A 16,208-nucleotide genomic window follows, 5' to 3' on the forward strand; every position below is an offset into this window, starting at 1 on the left:
GCAGGCCGCCCAAAGGCGCTATCGAAGGCGCCGATTTCCGCCCATTCAGCGAAGACATCCGCCATGACCGCAGCGAAGACCGTCTATCCCGCCGCCGATCCCTCGCCTTCGTTCCCGAAGATCGAGGAAGCGATCGGCGCCTGGTGGAAAGAGAACCGGACCTTCGAGCGGTCGATCGAGCAGCGTCGCGAGGCCGGCGCCGCCGAGTTCGTCTTCTATGACGGCCCGCCCTTCGCGAACGGGCTTCCCCACTACGGCCATCTCGTCACGGGCTTCGTGAAGGACCTCGTGCCGCGCTACCAGACCATGCGCGGCAAGGTGGTCGACCGCCGCTTCGGCTGGGACTGCCACGGCCTGCCGGCCGAGATGCAGTCCGAGAAGGAACTCGGTGTCTCCGGGCGGCTCGAGATCCTGAAATATGGCGTGGCGCGCTTCAACGAGCATTGCCGTACCTCGGTGCAGCAGTTCACGGCGGACTGGGAATATTACGTCACCCGTTCGGCGCGCTGGGTCGATTTCAAGAACGACTACAAGACGATGGACCTTTCCTTCATGGAGAGCGTCATGTGGGCGTTCAAGCAACTGCACGACAAGGGCCTCATCTACGAGGGCTACCGCGTCGTGCCCTATAGCTGGGCCGCGCAAACGCCGCTGTCCAATTTCGAGACCCGCCTCGACAATTCCTACCGCATGCGCCAGGACCCGGCGCTGACGGTCGGCTTCCTGCTCGATCCGCTTGCGGCGGACGAGGTGCCGACGCGGCTCGTCGCCTGGACGACGACGCCCTGGACGCTGCCCTCCAACATGGCGCTCGCCGTCGCGCCAGAGGCCGACTATGCCGTGCTCGAAAAGGCCGGCCAGCGGGTCGTGCTCGGCGCGCCGCTCGTCGGCAACTATGCGAAGGAACTCGAGGGCTTCGTCGAGGTCGGCCAGCTGAAGGGGGCCGAGCTCGTCGGCCGCAGCTACCGGCCGCTGTTCCCCTTCTTCGAGACACGCCGTGAGGAGGGCGCCTTCCGCGTCATCGGCGGCGACTTCATCGAGATGACCGACGGCACTGGCGTCGTGCACATCGCCCCCGCCTTCGGCGAGGACGACATGCGCGTCGGCCAGGAGCAGGGCATCCCGGTCGTGGACCCGGTCGATTTCGCCGGCAACTTCACCGGCGAGGTGCCGCCCTATGCCGGCATGAACGTCTTCGAGGCCAACAAGGAGATCATCCGCGACCTGAAGCATCAGGCGGGGGTGGTGCTGCGCCACGAGACCTACGACCACAACTATCCGCATTGCTGGCGCACCGACCAGCCGCTGATCTACAAGGCGCTGCGCTCCTGGTACGTGAAGGTCACCGCCTTCAAGGACCGGATGGTCGAGCTCAACCAGGGCATCACCTGGGTGCCGGACCACATCAAGGACGGCCTGTTCGGCAAGTGGCTGGAGAATGCGCGCGACTGGAACATCGGCCGCAACCGCTTCTGGGGCTCGCCGATCCCGGTGTGGAAGTCGGACGATCCGAACTATCCGCGCATGGACGTCTATGGCTCGCTCGACGAGATCGAGCGGGACTTCGGCGTGCGCCCGCATGACCTGCACCGGCCCTATATCGACGACCTGACGCGCCCGAACCCCGACGATCCGACCGGCAAGTCGGTGATGCGCCGCGTCGAGGACGTGCTCGACTGCTGGTTCGAGAGCGGCTCGATGCCCTTCGCGCAGGTGCATTACCCGTTCGACAACAAGGACTGGTTCGAGAACCACTTCCCGGGCGACTTCATCGTGGAGTATGTCGCGCAGACGCGCGGCTGGTTCTACACGCTGATGGTGATGTCGACGGCGCTGTTCGACCGCGCGCCTTTCCGCTCCTGCGTCTGCCACGGCGTCGTGCTCGACGAGAACAAGCAGAAGCTCTCGAAGCGGCTCAGGAATTATCCGGACCCGATCGACGTCTTCAACACTTATGGCGCCGACGCGCTGCGCTGGTATCTCGTGTCCTCGCCGCTCCTTTCCGGCGGCGATCTCGCGATGCCGAAGGACGGGCGCGCCATCGCCGAGACGGTGCGGCAGGTCATGCTGCCGATCTGGAACGCCTACTCCTTCTTCACGCTCTATGCCAATATCGACGGTCTCAAGGGCCGCATGGTGACGAGCGCCGAGGCCGAGCTCGACCGCTATATCCTGGCGAAGACCGGCGATCTCATCCGCGGCATCGAAGCGGCGATGGAGAAGCTCGACCTCGCCGGTGCGACGGCGGCGTTCCCGCCCTTCATCGAGGCGCTGAACAACTGGTTCATCCGCCGCTCGCGCGACCGGTTCTGGAAGGCCGAGAAGGATGCCGACAAGCAGGCGGCCTATGACACGCTCTACACCGTGCTCGTCACGATGTGCCGCGCGCTGGCGCCGTTCCTCCCTTATCTGACGGAGCACATCCATCGCGCCCTGATGGACGGGGAGAGTGTGCATCTCGCCGACTGGCCGGATGCGTCGGCTCTGGTCGCCGATGTCGAGCTCGTTGCGCGCATGGACATGGCGCGGTCGGTCGCTTCCGCCGCGGCCGCGCTGCGGACGGCGAAGAACCTCCGCACGCGGCTGCCGCTCAAGAGCCTGATCGTCGCGCATCCGCGCCATGCGGTGCTCGAGCCGCTCGCCGCCGTCATCGCCGACGAGGTCAACGTCAAGGAGGTCAGCTTCGTCGACGATCCTTCCGCCTATGGCCGTCCGGTGCTCACGGCGAACCTGCCCGTGGTCGGCAAGCGGCTTGGCCCGGCGCTGAAGGGCGTCATCGCCGCCGCCAAGGCAGGCGAATGGACGCTTACGGGCGATACCGTCACGATCGCCGGCGTCGAGCTGGCGGCGGGCGAGTACTTCCTGAAGTTCCAGGCCAACGAGGGTGTCGACGCGGCGCCGTTCGATGGCTCGGCCGGTGTCGTCGTGCTCGACACGCATGTCGATGCGGCGCTGGAGCGCGAGGGCATCGCGCGCGACTTCATCCGCCTCGTGCAGGTGGCGCGCAAGGATGCCGGCTTCCGTATCTCGGACCGCATCCATATCGAGGTGAAGGCGGCCAACGCCGCGTCGGCCGCGATCCTCGACCATCAGGACACGGTAAAGTCCGAGACGCTCGCCGAGAGCCTCCGGCCGACCGATGCGGTGCCGGAAGGCTATGTCTCCGAGACGGTGCTGGACGACCAGCCCATCGCGATCGGCGTCCGTTTGGCGCGCTGATCCGATGAGGGGCACAAGATATAAGGGTGGCCGCGAGGCCGCCCTTTTTCGTCAGCGCGCGGCCTGCATCAGCGGATAGGCGCGGCGCACGGTCTCGGCGATCGCGGCTGCGGCGACGGCCTTCACGAGATCGCCCGGAACGAAGATCAGCGAGCCCTTCGCCGCGTCGAAGAGCGAAAGCTTCGCGACCAGCGCCAGCCAGGGAATGCCGATCAGATAGACCGCGCCAATGCCGCCGATCACCGAGAAGATGAAGAACCAGACGGCGTTCATGCGCGGCCAGTTCTTCTCGGTGAGCCAGCCGGTGACATAGGCGCCGACCGGCCAGGAGAGGATGAAGCCCGCCGTCGGGCCGAAGAACACCGAGAGGCCGCCGCGCCCGCCGGCGAGCAGCGGCAGGCCGAGCGCCACAAGCAGCACGAAGAGCAGGATGGCGAAGCCGCCGCGCTTGGCGCCGATCAGGCAGCCGGCCAGCATGACCGCGAGCGTCGCGGCGGTGATCGGCACCGGCAGGAAAGCGACCTGGATCGGCGGCACGAGGTTCACGGCCGCCATGAGCGCCGCGAACAGCGCGATATAGACGATGTCGCGGGTGGAAACGTCTCTGGTCATCGGTCGAAGGCCCCTTCGTGGTCGTAGAAACTGTGCGCCGGCATGGCGGCGGCAATCAAGCCTCGTAGCCCCGCGCCTCGATGGCGTCGGCGAGGTCGTCGGCCGCCTTCAGGGTGCGGATGACGAGCGGCACGACGAGCGCCAGCAGATTGCGCTGGAGCCCGCGTGCCGCCTGCGCCTCGCGGATCTGGCGATATTCCTCGGCGATGAGCGGGATGAAGCGGATCGCGAGCGCGATGGCGAGCCCGACCTTGGCCGGATTAACGCCGAGCGGGGCGAGCGGGGCCAGCAACCGCTCGACCAGCGCTGCCATTTCGGAGACGGGCGTCGTCAGTGTGACGGCGCTCGCGAGAAGAATGAGCGCGGCGAAGCGCGCGACGGCAGCGGTGCCGTCTTCCACCGAGCCGGCCAGCACATGAAAGACGAACACGAAAGCGAGCAGCATAGCCGTGCCGCGCAGTTCGCCGACGAGCCGCCGAAAGCCGAGGCCGGTCGAGAGATAGACTGCAAACGCGAGCGGAACCGCCGCGAGCGCGAACATCGTCGAGGGAATGGCAAAGAGCGCGAGCGAGGCGGCGACGAGGGCGCCGAGTTTCGATCCGGCCGGCAGGCGGTGCAGCGCCGAGGCGCCGGGCGCAAAGAGGCCGATGGTCATTGCATGCGCGCCCGGTAGAAGGGCAGCACCTCGTTCGGAGGCCCGTCGGCGGCGAGGCGTCCATCCTCGATCATCAGCACGCGGTCGAAGGTCGCGATGAAATCGAGATCGTGCGTGACCACCACGGCCGGCTCCGGCAGCGCCGCAACGGCGTCCGCGAGGCGATTGCGGTTCCGCAGGTCCAGAAGTGTCGTCGGCTCGTCCATGACGATGAGCTCGGGCTCGAGGACGAGCACCGCGGAAAGCGCGATCAGCTGCTTTTCGCCACCCGAGAGCTGGTGGACCGGCCGGTCGCGGAGATGGGAGAGACCGTAGCGCGCCAGCGCCGCGTCGACGCGGGCGGCGATCTCCGCCCTGCCGAACCCGCGCGGCTTGAGGCCGAAGGCGAGATCCTCGGCCACGATCGGCATTACGATCTGGTGGTCCGGATTCTGGAAGACGAAGCCGACCTTGCGGCGGGCGGCCTTCGCATCGCGCCGCGTGTCGATGCCGTCGACAAGGACGCGCCCGGCGCTGGGCAGGACGAGGCCGTTCAGGAGGCGGGCGAAGGTGCTCTTTCCCGAGCCGTTGGCGCCGACGACGCCAATGCGCCGCTCGGCGAGCCTGAGCGAGAGGTCCGCGAGGACCGGCCGGCCATCGAAGGCGTGGCTGACGCCATCCAGCACGATCATGCGTCTCGGGCGCCTCACACCGATGCTGCAATGCCGCATGCACTAGAGAAGGTTGGCCGGGGCGTCAATCGAAGCCCGCCGGGCCCCCACCGAAGCCTCTTTCGTCGCGCCGCGTCATTGGCTACACCTTGCCTCATGACCCAGAACCTTGCCGCGCTCCTCCCCGTCCTCAAGGCTGCCCCCGTCGTCCCGGTGCTGATCATCGAGGACGTGAAGACGGCGGTGCCGCTCGCCCGCGCGCTGGTCGCCGGCGGGTTGACGGCGCTGGAGGTAACGCTCCGCACCGCCGCCGCGCTTGACTGCATCCGCGCCATCAAGGCCGAGGTCGAGGGCGCGAATGTCGGCGCCGGCACGATCCTCGATGCGAAGCAGTTCGATGCGGCGGTCGCCGCCGGATCGAGCTTTCTCGTCAGCCCGGGCGCGACGCCGAAGCTCCTCGCCCATGCCAAGGGCTCGCCGGTGCCGCTGCTCCCGGGCATCGCGACGGCGAGCGAGGCGATGGCGCTTCTCGAAGAAGGCTACGGCGCCGCCAAGTTCTTCCCGGCCGAGCAGGCGGGCGGCGCGCCCTATCTGAAGGCGCTGTCCTCGCCGATCCCCGGCCTCGTCTTCTGCCCGACCGGCGGCGTCAGCCTCAAGAATGCGCCGACCTATCTCGCGCTTCCGAACGTCGTCTGCGTCGGCGGCTCCTGGGTGGCGCCGGCGGCCGCGGTCGCGGCGGGCGACTGGGCGGCGATCACCACGCTCGCTGCCGAGGCGGTGGCGCTGAAGGCTGCCTGACGCCCGATCCTCGTCCGATCCCGTTCTCTCCCCGGCCATCCTTGCGAGCGGCCGATGCGCTGCCTACCTTGCGCTTGTCCGCCCATTCAGGCTGTGGACGTCCTTCGGGGAGAGGAGACGCGCATGATCGACGGCAAGAAGCTTCTGGACCAGTTCCTCGGCGCCGATAGCGGCCGTTCCGGCGTGCCGCGCGGCATGGGAGCCCCGGCCGGTGGCGGTGGTTCCACCGGCGGGCTTGGCGATCTCCTCGGTGGCCTTGCGGGCAGCCTCGGCGGCCAGGGTGGCGGCAGCGGTCCGGGCGGCCTCGGCGGCGTGCTCGGCCAGGTGACCGACTACGCCAAGAAGAACCCCGGCATGTCGACGGTGATCGCCGGCGGCCTCGCCTCGGTGTTGCTCGGCAAGGGCGGCAAGAAGCTCGGCTCGAATGCGCTGACGCTGGGCGGTCTCGCCGCGCTCGGGACGCTCGCCTACAAGGCCTACCAGCAGTACCAGATCAACAACCCTTCGGCGCCTCCGGCGCCCGCGCCCGCGCCGGCCAATGCGCAACTTCCGCCGGTCGTGGCGCAGCAGGCCGCGACGCCCGAGGATGCCAGCGCGCTCGCCGTCATCATCGCCATGGTCGCGGCGGCGAAGGCCGACGGTCATATCGACGACGAGGAGCGGCAGAAAATCCTCGGCAAACTGTCGGAAAACGGGCTTTCCGCCGAGGAGCAGGCCTTCCTCGAGAAGGAGCTGGCCGCGCCGCTCGACTTCAACCGCGTCGTATCGCTCGCGACCGGCCAGGAGCAGGCGATCCAGCTCTATGCGGCCTCGCTCCTCGCCATCACGCCCGACCACGCCGCGGAGCGGGCCTATCTCGACATGCTCGCCGCCCGCCTCGGCATCGAGCCCGGCCTCAAGACCGCCATCGAACAGACGGTTGCCAGCGCCGCGGCGTAAAGTCGGCCGGGCACCGGCGTGACGGCGAAGGCCGCACCCCAATCTGGTCAAGGCTGTGACGAGGCCTTGACCAGTTCCTCGATCAGACCGCGTCCGGCCGGGCCGGGTGGCGCGTCGGTCCGGTAGATCGCCGACATGGTGATCGTCGAGGCGATGGTCATGTCGGCAATCTCGAGCGGAACCAGCAGGCCACGGTCGAGATCTTCGCGGATCATTTCGACCGGCAGGCCACCCCAGCCGAGCCCCGCCTTAAGCAGCGCGTGCTTGGCGCCAAGGTCGTAGAGGCGCCAGGTCTTCGGCGCAAAGACGCGGAAGTCCTTGTCCTCGGTCAGTTTGGAGCGATCCGACAGGACCAGTTGCACATACTGCCCCAACGTCCTTGTCGGGATCGGCCCGCGATAATGCGCCAGCGGATGGTCCGGTGCGGCGACCATCTGATAGCCGACCTGCAGCAGATATTCGCTGCTGAGATCGGGATGCGCTCCACCGATCGGCCCGCGAATGCCGAAGGCGCAGGTTCCGTCGAGAACCAATTCCAGAACGGCGCCCAGCCCCTCGACCGAAATGCGCAGCGGCGTATCCGGAAAGCGCATCTGGAAGGCGGCAACGGCTTGCGTCAGCACGGGGGTCGGAAACAACACATTGATGACGACGCTGAGCTCCGGCTCCAGACCGCCCGAGAGGCCGCGGGCGCGCGCCTTGAACTGGTCCATGGCACCGGTGACGGCCCGCGCCTGCTCGAGCAGCGCGCGGCCCTCCCTGGTCAGGACGGGATAGCGCGCGCCGCGGTCGAAGAGGGTGACGCCGATCAGGCCTTCGAGATTGGCGATCGTCTGGCTCACCACCGACTGCGCCCGGCCGAGCTGCCGGCCGGCCGCGGAAAAGCTGCCGGAATCGGCGGCGGCGACGAAAGTGCGCAGCTGATCGAGGGAGAAACCGTCTAGCATCCATCGATAATCCAGATATCTTCCATCGAGACATAGAGGATTGGACGATGGGCGACAACGGAGGATAACGGCCTCACCAACCAAGAGGCAGGGTCATGGCAACGCGCGTCTCCGATATCGTCCAAGCACGCCGCCGCAGCAGCGGCGGCAGCTTCTCGGTCAACGCCGTCGACCTCGCGCGGATGGCCGGCCTCGCGTCGCCGCTCGCGCTGCTCGACGACTTTCGCGTCTCCGGCCAGCCCTTCGGCCCGCATCCGCATGCCGGCTTCTCGGCCATCACCTATGTGTTCGAGGATTCGCCCGGCGCGCTGCGCAGCCGCGACTCGCTCGGCAATGATCTTGAGATCGGCCCGGGCGGCATCGTCTGGCTGCAGGCGGGACGCGGCGCGCAGCATCAGGAAGTGCCGGCCGTGCCCGGCGCCGAACTGCATGGCGCCCAGATCTACGTCAATCTCAGCAGTCGCAACAAGCTCGCCGATCCGACGACGATGTACCTGCTGCCCGGCGATGTTCCGGAATGGCGGAGCGGGACTGGGGACCGCATCCGCGTTCTCGTCGGTTCCTTCGGAAACGTTCGTTCCCCGATCGCGCCGGTCGAGCCCTATTCCATCCTTGAGGTGTTCCTGACCGGCCACGTCGCCTATCCGCTCGCGGAAGGCGACAACAGCGTCGTCTATGTGCTGGGCGGGGAACTCGACCTCGCGATCGGTGGCGCGGTGCATCGCCTGACGACGGAGACGGCCATCGCGATCTCCGGCGCCGGAGAGATACAGCTCACCGCCGCCGCAGGGTGCGCGCATGTCCTGTTGCTCACCGGACCGGCGCTCGACGAGCCGGTGGTCGCGGAAGGGCCGTTCATCATGAACGACGCGGAAGGCATCCGCAGCGCCCGGCAGCGCTTCCAATTGGGCGGGATGGGCCAGCTCGCGCCCGTCTAGCCTGCGCCCCGCACCAGATGCCGTGACCAGTCAGCCGCCAATTACACACGACACAATCGGGACCTCCATCATGACTGCAGCGAAGAGAATCACGATCATCGGCGGGACCGGCTATGCCGGCTCGGCGATTGCGCGGGAAGCCGCGAAGCGCGGCCACAAGGTGACCTCGGTCAGCCGATCGGTCCCCCCCGAACCGATTGCTGGCGTCACCTATGTCGCCTCCGGCATCGAAGGCGCCGGCGCGTCGATCGCCGACGCCGACGTCATCGTCGGGGCGTTCTCGCCGCGTGGGACCAACAGGGGCGCTCTCGTCAAGGTCTATGCCGATCTTGCGAAGCAGGCGGCGGATACCGGCGCGCGCCTCATTCTGGTCGGCGGCTTCTCCTGCCTGCGCCGCACGACGGGCGCGCCGCGCATGCTGGAGGCCGAAGGCTTCCCAGACGGCGTTCCGGCCGAGATCGTCGCCGAGGCGCAGGAAAATCTCGACGTCCTGAATAACCTCCTCGCCGACACCACCGGCGTCGACTGGCTGTTCGTCTCTCCGGCCATGGAGTTTTCCGCCTGGCAGCCGGGCGAGGATCGCGGCCGCTACCGGATCGGCGATGAGGTCGCGCTGTTCGACGAGAACGGCAAGTCGGCGATCAGCGGCGTAGACTATGCGCGCGCCGTCCTCGACGAGATCGAGCATCCTACCCGCCAGAGGGCGCAGATCGGCGTCGCCTACTAGAAGCGCGACATTGTCTCGGACACGGCCTCGGTCGATTTGGCTGCCAGCCCGCGAGCAATGCGGGCTGGCCTGCCATGGGAGCGTTGGGCGCGAGCGGCGCGGTCAACCCACCTTGCGGTTCTTCTCCAGAAAGTCGCCGATGCGGGCGAGGGCCTTCAGGATGTTCTCGGTCGAGTTGGCGTAGGAGAGGCGGATATAGCCCTCGCCATGGACGCCGAAATCGGGGCCGCCGATGGTGGCGACGCCGGCCTGTTCGAGCAGTGCCGAGGCGAGCGGCTTCGCCTTCCAACCGGTCTTCGAGATGTTGGGGAACGCGTAGAACGCGCCCTTCGGCGTCGCGCAGGACATGCCGGGCAGCTTGTTGGCTTCCTCGACGACGACGCGGCGGCGGCGGTCGAACTCGGCCACCATCGCGGCCACTGCGTCCTGCGGGCCTGTCAGCGCCGCGAGCCCCGCGAACTGGGCCGGCGCGTTGACACATGACCAGCAGTTGACCGCGAGCTTGCGGATCTTGTCGATGAGCGCCGCCGGCCAGACCGAATAGCCCATGCGCCAGCCGGTCATGGCATAGGTCTTGGACCAGCCGTCGAGCAGGATCACGCGGTCGCGGATCTCCGGATAGGACATCAGCGAGGTGTGCGGCAGGCCGTCATAGGTCATCTGCCCGTAGATCTCGTCGGAGAGGATCGCGATGTCCGGCCAGGCGGCGAGGCCGGCGACGAGCTTGTCGATCTCGGCCTTCGGCGTGACACCGCCGGTCGGATTGGCGGGCGAATTCAGGATGATGAGCCGCGTCGCCGGCGTGATCAGCGCCAGCGTCTCCTCGGCGGAGAATGCGAAGCCGTTCTCCTCGCGGATCGGAACCGGGACCGGACGCGCACCGGTGAACTCGATCATCGAGCGATAGATGGGAAAGCCGGGATCGGGATACAGGATGTCGGCGCCAGGCTCGCCGAAGAGCAGGATCGCCGCAAACATCGTCACCTTGCCGCCGGGCACGATGGCGACATTGTCGGGCGAGACGGGCGCGCCGGTCCGCTTCGTCACATCGGCGGCGACCGCCTCGCGCAGCGGCAGGATTCCCGTCGCCGGCGTATAGCCATGCTCGCCGTCGCGCAGCGCCTTCACCGCCGCCTCGACGATGTGATCAGGCGTGCGGAAGTCGGGCTGGCCGATGCCCAGATTGATGATGTCGCGGCCCTCGCGGGCGAGCTGGGTTGCTCGCGCCAGGACGGCGAAGGCGTTCTCCTCCCCGATCCGGTCGAACTGGGCGACGGTCCTGAACATGGCTGGCGCTTGCTCCCTGATCCCTCTTGCGACGCGGCGACGCGGCATTGGCGGCGCAGCATGATCGCTTGTTGATTTCGTATGATGTTTCAGCGCATCCTCCCGCCAAAATCAAACCGATTGAAGCGGGAGACTCACCACCATGTCGTCTAGCACACCGAAGAAGCTGCGTTCGCAGGCCTGGTTCGACAATCCCGACAATCCCGGCATGACCGCGCTCTATCTGGAGCGCTACCTCAATTTCGGCCTGACGCGCGAGGAGCTGCAGTCGGGCAAGCCGATCATCGGCATCGCACAGACCGGTTCCGATCTCTCGCCCTGCAACCGCCACCATCTCGAGCTCGCCAAGCGCGTGCGCGATGGCATCACGGCGGCCGGAGGCCTGGCGATGGAGTTCCCGGTCCACCCGATCCAGGAGACCGGCAAGCGTCCGACCGCGGCGCTCGACCGCAATCTCGCCTATCTCGGCCTCGTCGAGGTGCTCTACGGCTATCCGCTCGACGGCGTCGTGCTGACGACGGGCTGCGACAAGACGACGCCCGCCTGCATCATGGCCGCCGCCACCGTCAACATCCCGGCGATTGTCCTCTCGGGCGGCCCGATGCTGAACGGCTGGTGGAAGGGTGAGCGCGCAGGTTCCGGCACGATCGTCTGGAAGAGCCGCGAGCGCCTCGCCGCCGGCGAGATCGACTACAACGAGTTCATCGAGATCGTCGCCTCCTCGGCGCCGTCGGTCGGCCACTGCAACACCATGGGCACGGCCTCGACGATGAACGCGCTGGCCGAAGCGCTCGGCATGAGCCTGCCGGGCTGCGCCGCCATCCCCGCGCCCTATCGCGAGCGCGGCCAGATCGCCTATGACACCGGCAAGCGCGCCGTCGAGATGGTCTGGGAAGACCTGAAGCCGTCCGACATCATCACCCGCGAAGCGATCGAGAACGCGATCGTCGTCAATTCGGCGATCGGCGGCTCGACCAACGCGCAGATTCACATCAACGCCATCGCCAAGCATGCCGGCGTGCCGATCAAGATGGATGACTGGCAGGAGGTCGGCTACGAGATCCCGCTGCTCGTCAACCTGCAGCCGGCCGGAAAGTACCTCGGCGAGGAGTTCCATCGCGCTGGCGGCGTGCCGGCCGTGGTCAACGAGCTGGTCAAGAAGGGCAAGATCCGCGAGGCAGTGACGGTCAACGGCAAGACGCTCGCCGACAATTGCCGCGGCAAGGAGAGCGAGGACTGGGACGTCATCCTCCCCTATGACCAGCCGCTGGTGAAGGATGCCGGCTTCATCGTGCTGAAGGGCAACCTCTTCGACAGCGCGATCATGAAGACGAGCGTGATCTCCGAGGAGTTCCGGAACCGCTATCTCGTGAACCCAGCCGATCCGAACGCCTTCGAGGGCAAGGCGGTCGTGTTCGACGGCCCCGAGGATTATCACCACCGCATCGACGATCCCTCGCTGGAGATCGACGAGTTCACGCTGCTCTTCATGCGCGGCACCGGTCCGATCGGCTATCCGGGCGGCGCCGAGGTTGTGAACATGCAGCCGCCGGCGGCGCTCATCAAGCGCGGCATCCACTCGCTGCCCTGCATCGGCGACGGCCGCCAGTCCGGCACGTCCGGTTCGCCCTCGATCCTCAACGCCTCGCCCGAGGCGGCGGCGATGGGCGGCCTGGCGCTGCTCAGGACCGGCGACCGGGTGCGCATCGACCTCGGCAAGGGCACGGCCGACATCCTCATCTCGAATGAGGAACTGGCCGAGCGCCGGGCCGCGCTGTCGAAGGACGGCGGCTATCACTTCCCGGGCAACCAGACGCCCTGGCAGGAGATCCAGCGCGCGCTCGTCGACCAGTTCGACGAGGGCATGGTGCTGAAGCCGGCCGTTAAGTACCAGCATGTGGCGCAGGAGATGGGTATCCCGCGAGACAACCACTGAGACCTCCATGCCGCGTCTGCGTCTCGCCCCTGAAGGGATCGGCCTCCATCTCTGGCTCGTGCCGGAGCGGGGGGCCGCCCGTGCCGTCGATATCGACGACCTCGACATCTCCGAGGAACTCGCCGATCGTATCGAGGCCTGGGGCGACGCATTCGACGCGGTCGTGGACGAAGTCGAGCCCTCGGCGACGGCCTTTCCGACACCGGAAGCCGAGGTGCTCTGGCGGGCCGAGGGCCAGCTGATCGCCGCGGCGCTCAAGGACGAGCTCGGCGAGGACTTCGAGATCGAGACGCGCTTCTGACCGGTGTCGTCCGGCCGGCCGGGGCCACGAGGGAACACCGTGATCAACAAGGCCTGGCACGACGCCAATCCGATGCCCGCGCAAGCCTCGCTCGACGAGCGCATCGCGTGGCATCTCGAGCATTCGGCGCATTGCGGATGCCGTGACATTCCCGAGAGCATCAAGCAGGAGCTGAAGCGGCGCGGCGTCCCCGTGCCGAAGCGGCGCGAAACCATGACGAGCCCGCCCACCGGCGGTGCCGCGCTGCCGCTCGGCGATCTCGTCGATCCCGTGCCGGCCGCCATGCCGGTGCGGACGATCCTCGAAGGCGCGAGCGTCGCCGTCGTGCCCTTCGACGTCGAGGAGCACAGCGCCGCGCTGTTCGAGGCGGTGGCCGGCCATGACGATCTCTGGGCCTATATGGGCCAGGGTCCGTTCGGCGATCTCGCGAGCTTCGTCGACTACTACGCGGTCGCCGCGGAGAAGACCGACCCGCTGCTCTTCACCATCCTCGATCGCGAGAGCGGCCGGCCCCTCGGCCACGCAACCTATATGCGCATCGCCCCTGGCGATCGGGCGATCGAGGTCGGCAACATCCTCTATACGCCGGCTCTTCAGCGCACCCGCGGCGCCACCGAGGCAATGTATCTGATGGCGCGCCACGCCTTCGAGGATCTCGGTTATCGGCGCTACGAGTGGAAGTGCAACGCGCTCAACGCGCCCTCGCGCCGGGCGGCGCTCCGCCTCGGCTTTACCTATGAGGGCACCTTCCGCCAGCACATGATCGTCAAGGGCCGCAACCGCGATACGGCCTGGTTCGCGATGCTCGACAGCGAATGGCCACGCGTGAAGGCCGCCTTCGAGGCCTGGCTCTCGCCCGAGAACTTCGCGGAGGACGGCACACAGCGCTTCGACCTCGCCACCATCCGCGAGGGCCTCGGCGGTGCCTGAGGCGATCCTGCTGCGGCGGGCGGTCGCGTCCGACCGAGACGCTCTGGTCGCTATGCAGGAGGCAGCCTATGCGCCCAACCGCGCCATCCTCGGCGGCACGCCGACGCCGCTGACCTGGGATTACGGCCATGTGCTCGCAACGCACGAGGTCTGGCTGGCCGAGGACGTCGACGGGATTGTCGGAGCGCTGATCATCGAGGCTCGCCCGGGCGACATCTACATCCACAGCATCGCCGTCGCGCCGGGCGCGAAGTCGTCCGGGCTCGGAAATCGGCTGCTTGCGCTCGCCGAGACGCGCGCGGCGGAGGAAGGGCGCAGCGCCGCCCGTCTCACGGCGAATGCACGGATGGTTTTCAATATCGACTGGTATGGCCGCAAAGGCTATGCCGTCGAGGAGGTCGAAGTCGCCGGTGATCGACGCCGCGTGCATATGGCGAAGATCCTGGCCGCACCGACGGCCGCCTGATCCTCACTGCCTCTTTCAACCAAGAACCATCTCCCGGGAGGAGACTCGACATGACCGACCGCCTGAAGGGCAAGCGCGCCTTTCTCACCGCCGCCGGCGCCGGCATCGGCCGCGCGACCGCCATCGCCTTTGCCGCCGAGGGCGCGACGGTCTATGCGACCGATCTCAAGGCCGACCTTCTGGCCGATCTACCGGCCCACGGGATCGAGGCCGTCTATCCGCTTGACGTGACATCGACGGCCGCGGTCGAGGCGGTGGCGAAGGACGTCGACCCGGTCGACATCCTCTTCAATTGCGCCGGCTTCGTGCATCACGGCTCGGCCCTGACGACGTCTGATGCGGACTGGGACTTCTCGTTCGACGTCAACGTCAAGTCGATGCATCGCACCATCCGGGCCTTCCTGCCCGGCATGCTGGAAAAAGGCTCGGGTTCGATCATCAACATCGCATCGGGCGCCAGCTCGATCCGCGGCCTGCCCAACCGCTATGTCTATGGCGCGTCCAAGGCGGCTGTGATCGGTCTCACCAAGGCGGTTGCCGCCGACCACATCCGCCAGGGCGTCCGCGTCAACGCCATTGCGCCGGGTACCATCCAGTCGCCGTCGCTCGATGGCCGCATCGCCGACCAGGCGGCGAAGACCGGCAAGACGGTGGAGGAGATTCGTCAGCAGTTCGTCGACCGCCAGCCCATGGCGCGGCTCGGCACGGCCGAGGAGATCGCGTGGCTCGCCGTCTATCTCGCCTCCGACGAGGCGAGCTACACCACCGGCCAGTGCTATTCAGCCGATGGCGGCTTCGCGCTGTAAGTCATCAGAAGCGGGCCGCCGTGCCGGATGCGGCCGGTGGCCCGCTGATCCTCACATGCCCTCGATGACCGCCAGGCTCGCGCCGGCCATGGTGTCGACCGTGGCGGGGCCGGTGAAGGCGTCGAAGGCGTGGTCGGTCGGCAGCACGAGGAGCTTCTCCGGGCCGTCGTGATAGGCGAGGAAGATTTCACCGCCCGCCGGCTGCGGGGTGACCACGGTGTCCTTCGTGCCGACGATGACGAGCAGCGGTCCCTTGTAGGTGGCGATCGCGGCGACCGGATCGACCGTCGTCAGCGACTTGAAGAAGTTGGTCTTCAGCTTGGTCGTCGCGCCCCAGGGCAGCTTGATCTCGACCACCTTCTCCGCATCCGGATCGGCGATCGCAGCCTCGACGGCTTCGGTGCCGAGGAAATGCGCGAAGTTGTAGGCCGGGTTCTGCGCCGGCGCCCAGAGCGTCGCGCTCGCCACCGGCCGCCCGGCCGCGACATGGGAGGCGACGAGGCCGCCGAGGCTCCAGCCGAGCACGTGGATCTTCTCGGAGTCGATATTGGGCTGGCCCTTCAGCCAGTCGAAGGCTGCGAGGGCGTCGGCAATCTCGCTCTGGGCCGTCACGTCCTCCCACTTGCCGGAACTCTCGCCCGAGCCGGTGAAATCGATCCGCAGCGAGCCGACGCCGCGCTCGGCGAGAAGGCGGGCGGTACGCGAGAAGACGCCCTCGTCGGTATCCTTGATCGGCAGTTCGTCGCGCGAGCCCGTGAAGCCGTGCAGGAGCAGCACGACCGGGGGCTTCTCGACGCCCTTCGGCAGTTCCAGCGTGCCGACGATCGTCGCTTCGCCTCGCGGGATCTTCACCACGGTCTCCTCGGTCGCCCCGACCGGGCGGGCCAGCACGGCGGCCGACGCCGCCTTCAGCGCGGCGCTGTCGTCGGCGCGGGCCGCCGGGATGGCGGCGAGGGTTGCGAGAAGGAAGGCGGAGATCAGCCGTCGCGACATGCGT

General features: G+C 67.7%; 16 protein-coding genes. 10 read left to right on the forward strand and 6 right to left on the reverse strand.

Annotation, left to right across the window (positions count from 1 at the left end; genetic code table 11):
* Positions 1-63: 63 nt before the first annotated feature.
* The gene (gene ileS / locus QO015_RS15410) at positions 64-3,219 is read left to right on the forward strand and encodes an isoleucine--tRNA ligase (protein ID WP_266283240.1); all 3,156 of its coding nucleotides are present in this window, start codon (positions 64-66) and stop codon (positions 3,217-3,219) included.
* Positions 3,220-3,270: 51 nt separating this feature from the next.
* Here the strand turns inward: ileS and QO015_RS15415 are convergent, their stop codons facing one another.
* The 3 genes from QO015_RS15415 to QO015_RS15425 are packed head-to-tail and all read right to left on the reverse strand — an operon-like array spanning position 3,271 to position 5,157.
* Positions 3,271-3,831 carry a biotin transporter BioY gene (locus QO015_RS15415; protein WP_266283238.1) on the reverse strand — a complete coding sequence of 187 codons (561 nt, stop codon included), beginning with the start codon at positions 3,829-3,831 and terminating at the stop codon, positions 3,271-3,273.
* 55 nt (positions 3,832-3,886) lie between these two features.
* Positions 3,887-4,486 (reverse strand): energy-coupling factor transporter transmembrane component T family protein, encoded by a 600-nt coding sequence (locus QO015_RS15420; protein ID WP_266283236.1) that lies wholly within the window; start codon positions 4,484-4,486, stop codon positions 3,887-3,889.
* Positions 4,483-5,157 carry an energy-coupling factor ABC transporter ATP-binding protein gene (locus QO015_RS15425; RefSeq protein ID WP_266283235.1) on the reverse strand — a complete coding sequence of 225 codons (675 nt, stop codon included), beginning with the start codon at positions 5,155-5,157 and terminating at the stop codon, positions 4,483-4,485. The genes QO015_RS15420 and QO015_RS15425 overlap by 4 nt, the downstream gene beginning before the upstream one ends.
* A gap of 135 nt (positions 5,158-5,292) precedes the next feature.
* Here QO015_RS15425 and QO015_RS15430 point away from each other — a divergent pair, with 135 nt between their 5' ends.
* Complete coding sequence (locus QO015_RS15430) at positions 5,293-5,934, forward strand: 2-dehydro-3-deoxy-phosphogluconate aldolase (RefSeq protein ID WP_266283233.1); 642 nt, start codon at positions 5,293-5,295, stop codon at positions 5,932-5,934.
* A gap of 123 nt (positions 5,935-6,057) precedes the next feature.
* Complete coding sequence (locus QO015_RS15435) at positions 6,058-6,873, forward strand: tellurite resistance TerB family protein (RefSeq protein WP_266283232.1); 816 nt, start codon at positions 6,058-6,060, stop codon at positions 6,871-6,873.
* Between the two features lie 47 nt (positions 6,874-6,920).
* Here the strand turns inward: QO015_RS15435 and QO015_RS15440 are convergent, their stop codons facing one another.
* Positions 6,921-7,820 carry a LysR family transcriptional regulator gene (locus QO015_RS15440; protein ID WP_266283230.1) on the reverse strand — a complete coding sequence of 300 codons (900 nt, stop codon included), beginning with the start codon at positions 7,818-7,820 and terminating at the stop codon, positions 6,921-6,923.
* 95 nt (positions 7,821-7,915) lie between these two features.
* On the opposite strand from QO015_RS15440, the gene QO015_RS15445 reads away from it, so the two are divergent.
* Entirely contained in the window at positions 7,916-8,758 is an 843-nt protein-coding gene (locus tag QO015_RS15445) for a pirin family protein (protein WP_266283229.1), read from the forward strand.
* Between the two features lie 70 nt (positions 8,759-8,828).
* Entirely contained in the window at positions 8,829-9,485 is a 657-nt protein-coding gene (locus QO015_RS15450; RefSeq protein ID WP_266283228.1) for an NAD(P)-dependent oxidoreductase, read from the forward strand.
* A gap of 102 nt (positions 9,486-9,587) precedes the next feature.
* Here QO015_RS15450 and QO015_RS15455 read toward each other — a convergent pair whose 3' ends face one another.
* The gene (locus tag QO015_RS15455) at positions 9,588-10,772 is read right to left on the reverse strand and encodes a pyridoxal phosphate-dependent aminotransferase (protein WP_266283227.1); all 1,185 of its coding nucleotides are present in this window, start codon (positions 10,770-10,772) and stop codon (positions 9,588-9,590) included.
* Positions 10,773-10,914: 142 nt separating this feature from the next.
* On the opposite strand from QO015_RS15455, the gene QO015_RS15460 reads away from it, so the two are divergent.
* The 5 genes from QO015_RS15460 to QO015_RS15480 are packed head-to-tail and all read left to right on the forward strand — an operon-like array spanning position 10,915 to position 15,211.
* Complete coding sequence (locus QO015_RS15460; protein ID WP_266283226.1) at positions 10,915-12,708, forward strand: IlvD/Edd family dehydratase; 1,794 nt, start codon at positions 10,915-10,917, stop codon at positions 12,706-12,708.
* A gap of 7 nt (positions 12,709-12,715) precedes the next feature.
* On the forward strand, positions 12,716-13,009 hold the full coding sequence (locus tag QO015_RS15465; RefSeq protein ID WP_266283224.1) for an immunity protein CdiI family protein: 294 nt from the start codon (positions 12,716-12,718) through the stop codon (positions 13,007-13,009).
* A gap of 39 nt (positions 13,010-13,048) precedes the next feature.
* Complete coding sequence (locus tag QO015_RS15470) at positions 13,049-13,939, forward strand: GNAT family N-acetyltransferase (RefSeq protein ID WP_266283223.1); 891 nt, start codon at positions 13,049-13,051, stop codon at positions 13,937-13,939.
* Positions 13,932-14,405, forward strand: a complete 474-nt coding sequence (locus QO015_RS15475; RefSeq protein ID WP_266283222.1) for a GNAT family N-acetyltransferase — start codon at positions 13,932-13,934, stop codon at positions 14,403-14,405. Before QO015_RS15470 ends, QO015_RS15475 begins: the two co-directional genes overlap by 8 nt.
* A gap of 50 nt (positions 14,406-14,455) precedes the next feature.
* Positions 14,456-15,211: an SDR family oxidoreductase gene (locus QO015_RS15480; RefSeq protein ID WP_266283221.1), complete on the forward strand. Its 756-nt coding sequence runs from the start codon at positions 14,456-14,458 to the stop codon at positions 15,209-15,211.
* A gap of 51 nt (positions 15,212-15,262) precedes the next feature.
* Here QO015_RS15480 and QO015_RS15485 read toward each other — a convergent pair whose 3' ends face one another.
* Positions 15,263-16,204 (reverse strand): alpha/beta hydrolase family protein, encoded by a 942-nt coding sequence (locus QO015_RS15485; RefSeq protein ID WP_266283220.1) that lies wholly within the window; start codon positions 16,202-16,204, stop codon positions 15,263-15,265.
* Positions 16,205-16,208 lie beyond the last annotated feature (4 nt).

Origin of the sequence: Kaistia geumhonensis (assembly GCF_030815145.1) — a bacterium.
GTDB lineage: Bacteria > Pseudomonadota > Alphaproteobacteria > Rhizobiales > Kaistiaceae > Kaistia > Kaistia geumhonensis.

What these genes read in the sequence shown, in the direction of transcription:
- ileS (WP_266283240.1), top strand. Translation starts at nt 64, where the DNA reads ATGACCGCAGCGAAGACCGTCTATCCCGCCGCCGATCCCTCGCCTTCG.
- QO015_RS15415 (WP_266283238.1), bottom strand. Translation starts at nt 3,831, where the DNA reads ATGACCAGAGACGTTTCCACCCGCGACATCGTCTATATCGCGCTGTTC.
- QO015_RS15420 (WP_266283236.1), bottom strand. Translation starts at nt 4,486, where the DNA reads ATGACCATCGGCCTCTTTGCGCCCGGCGCCTCGGCGCTGCACCGCCTG.
- QO015_RS15425 (WP_266283235.1), bottom strand. Translation starts at nt 5,157, where the DNA reads ATGATCGTGCTGGATGGCGTCAGCCACGCCTTCGATGGCCGGCCGGTC.
- QO015_RS15430 (WP_266283233.1), top strand. Translation starts at nt 5,293, where the DNA reads ATGACCCAGAACCTTGCCGCGCTCCTCCCCGTCCTCAAGGCTGCCCCC.
- QO015_RS15435 (WP_266283232.1), top strand. Translation starts at nt 6,058, where the DNA reads ATGATCGACGGCAAGAAGCTTCTGGACCAGTTCCTCGGCGCCGATAGC.
- QO015_RS15440 (WP_266283230.1), bottom strand. Translation starts at nt 7,820, where the DNA reads ATGCTAGACGGTTTCTCCCTCGATCAGCTGCGCACTTTCGTCGCCGCC.
- QO015_RS15445 (WP_266283229.1), top strand. Translation starts at nt 7,916, where the DNA reads ATGGCAACGCGCGTCTCCGATATCGTCCAAGCACGCCGCCGCAGCAGC.
- QO015_RS15450 (WP_266283228.1), top strand. Translation starts at nt 8,829, where the DNA reads ATGACTGCAGCGAAGAGAATCACGATCATCGGCGGGACCGGCTATGCC.
- QO015_RS15455 (WP_266283227.1), bottom strand. Translation starts at nt 10,772, where the DNA reads ATGTTCAGGACCGTCGCCCAGTTCGACCGGATCGGGGAGGAGAACGCC.
- QO015_RS15460 (WP_266283226.1), top strand. Translation starts at nt 10,915, where the DNA reads ATGTCGTCTAGCACACCGAAGAAGCTGCGTTCGCAGGCCTGGTTCGAC.
- QO015_RS15465 (WP_266283224.1), top strand. Translation starts at nt 12,716, where the DNA reads ATGCCGCGTCTGCGTCTCGCCCCTGAAGGGATCGGCCTCCATCTCTGG.
- QO015_RS15480 (WP_266283221.1), top strand. Translation starts at nt 14,456, where the DNA reads ATGACCGACCGCCTGAAGGGCAAGCGCGCCTTTCTCACCGCCGCCGGC.
- QO015_RS15485 (WP_266283220.1), bottom strand. Translation starts at nt 16,204, where the DNA reads ATGTCGCGACGGCTGATCTCCGCCTTCCTTCTCGCAACCCTCGCCGCC.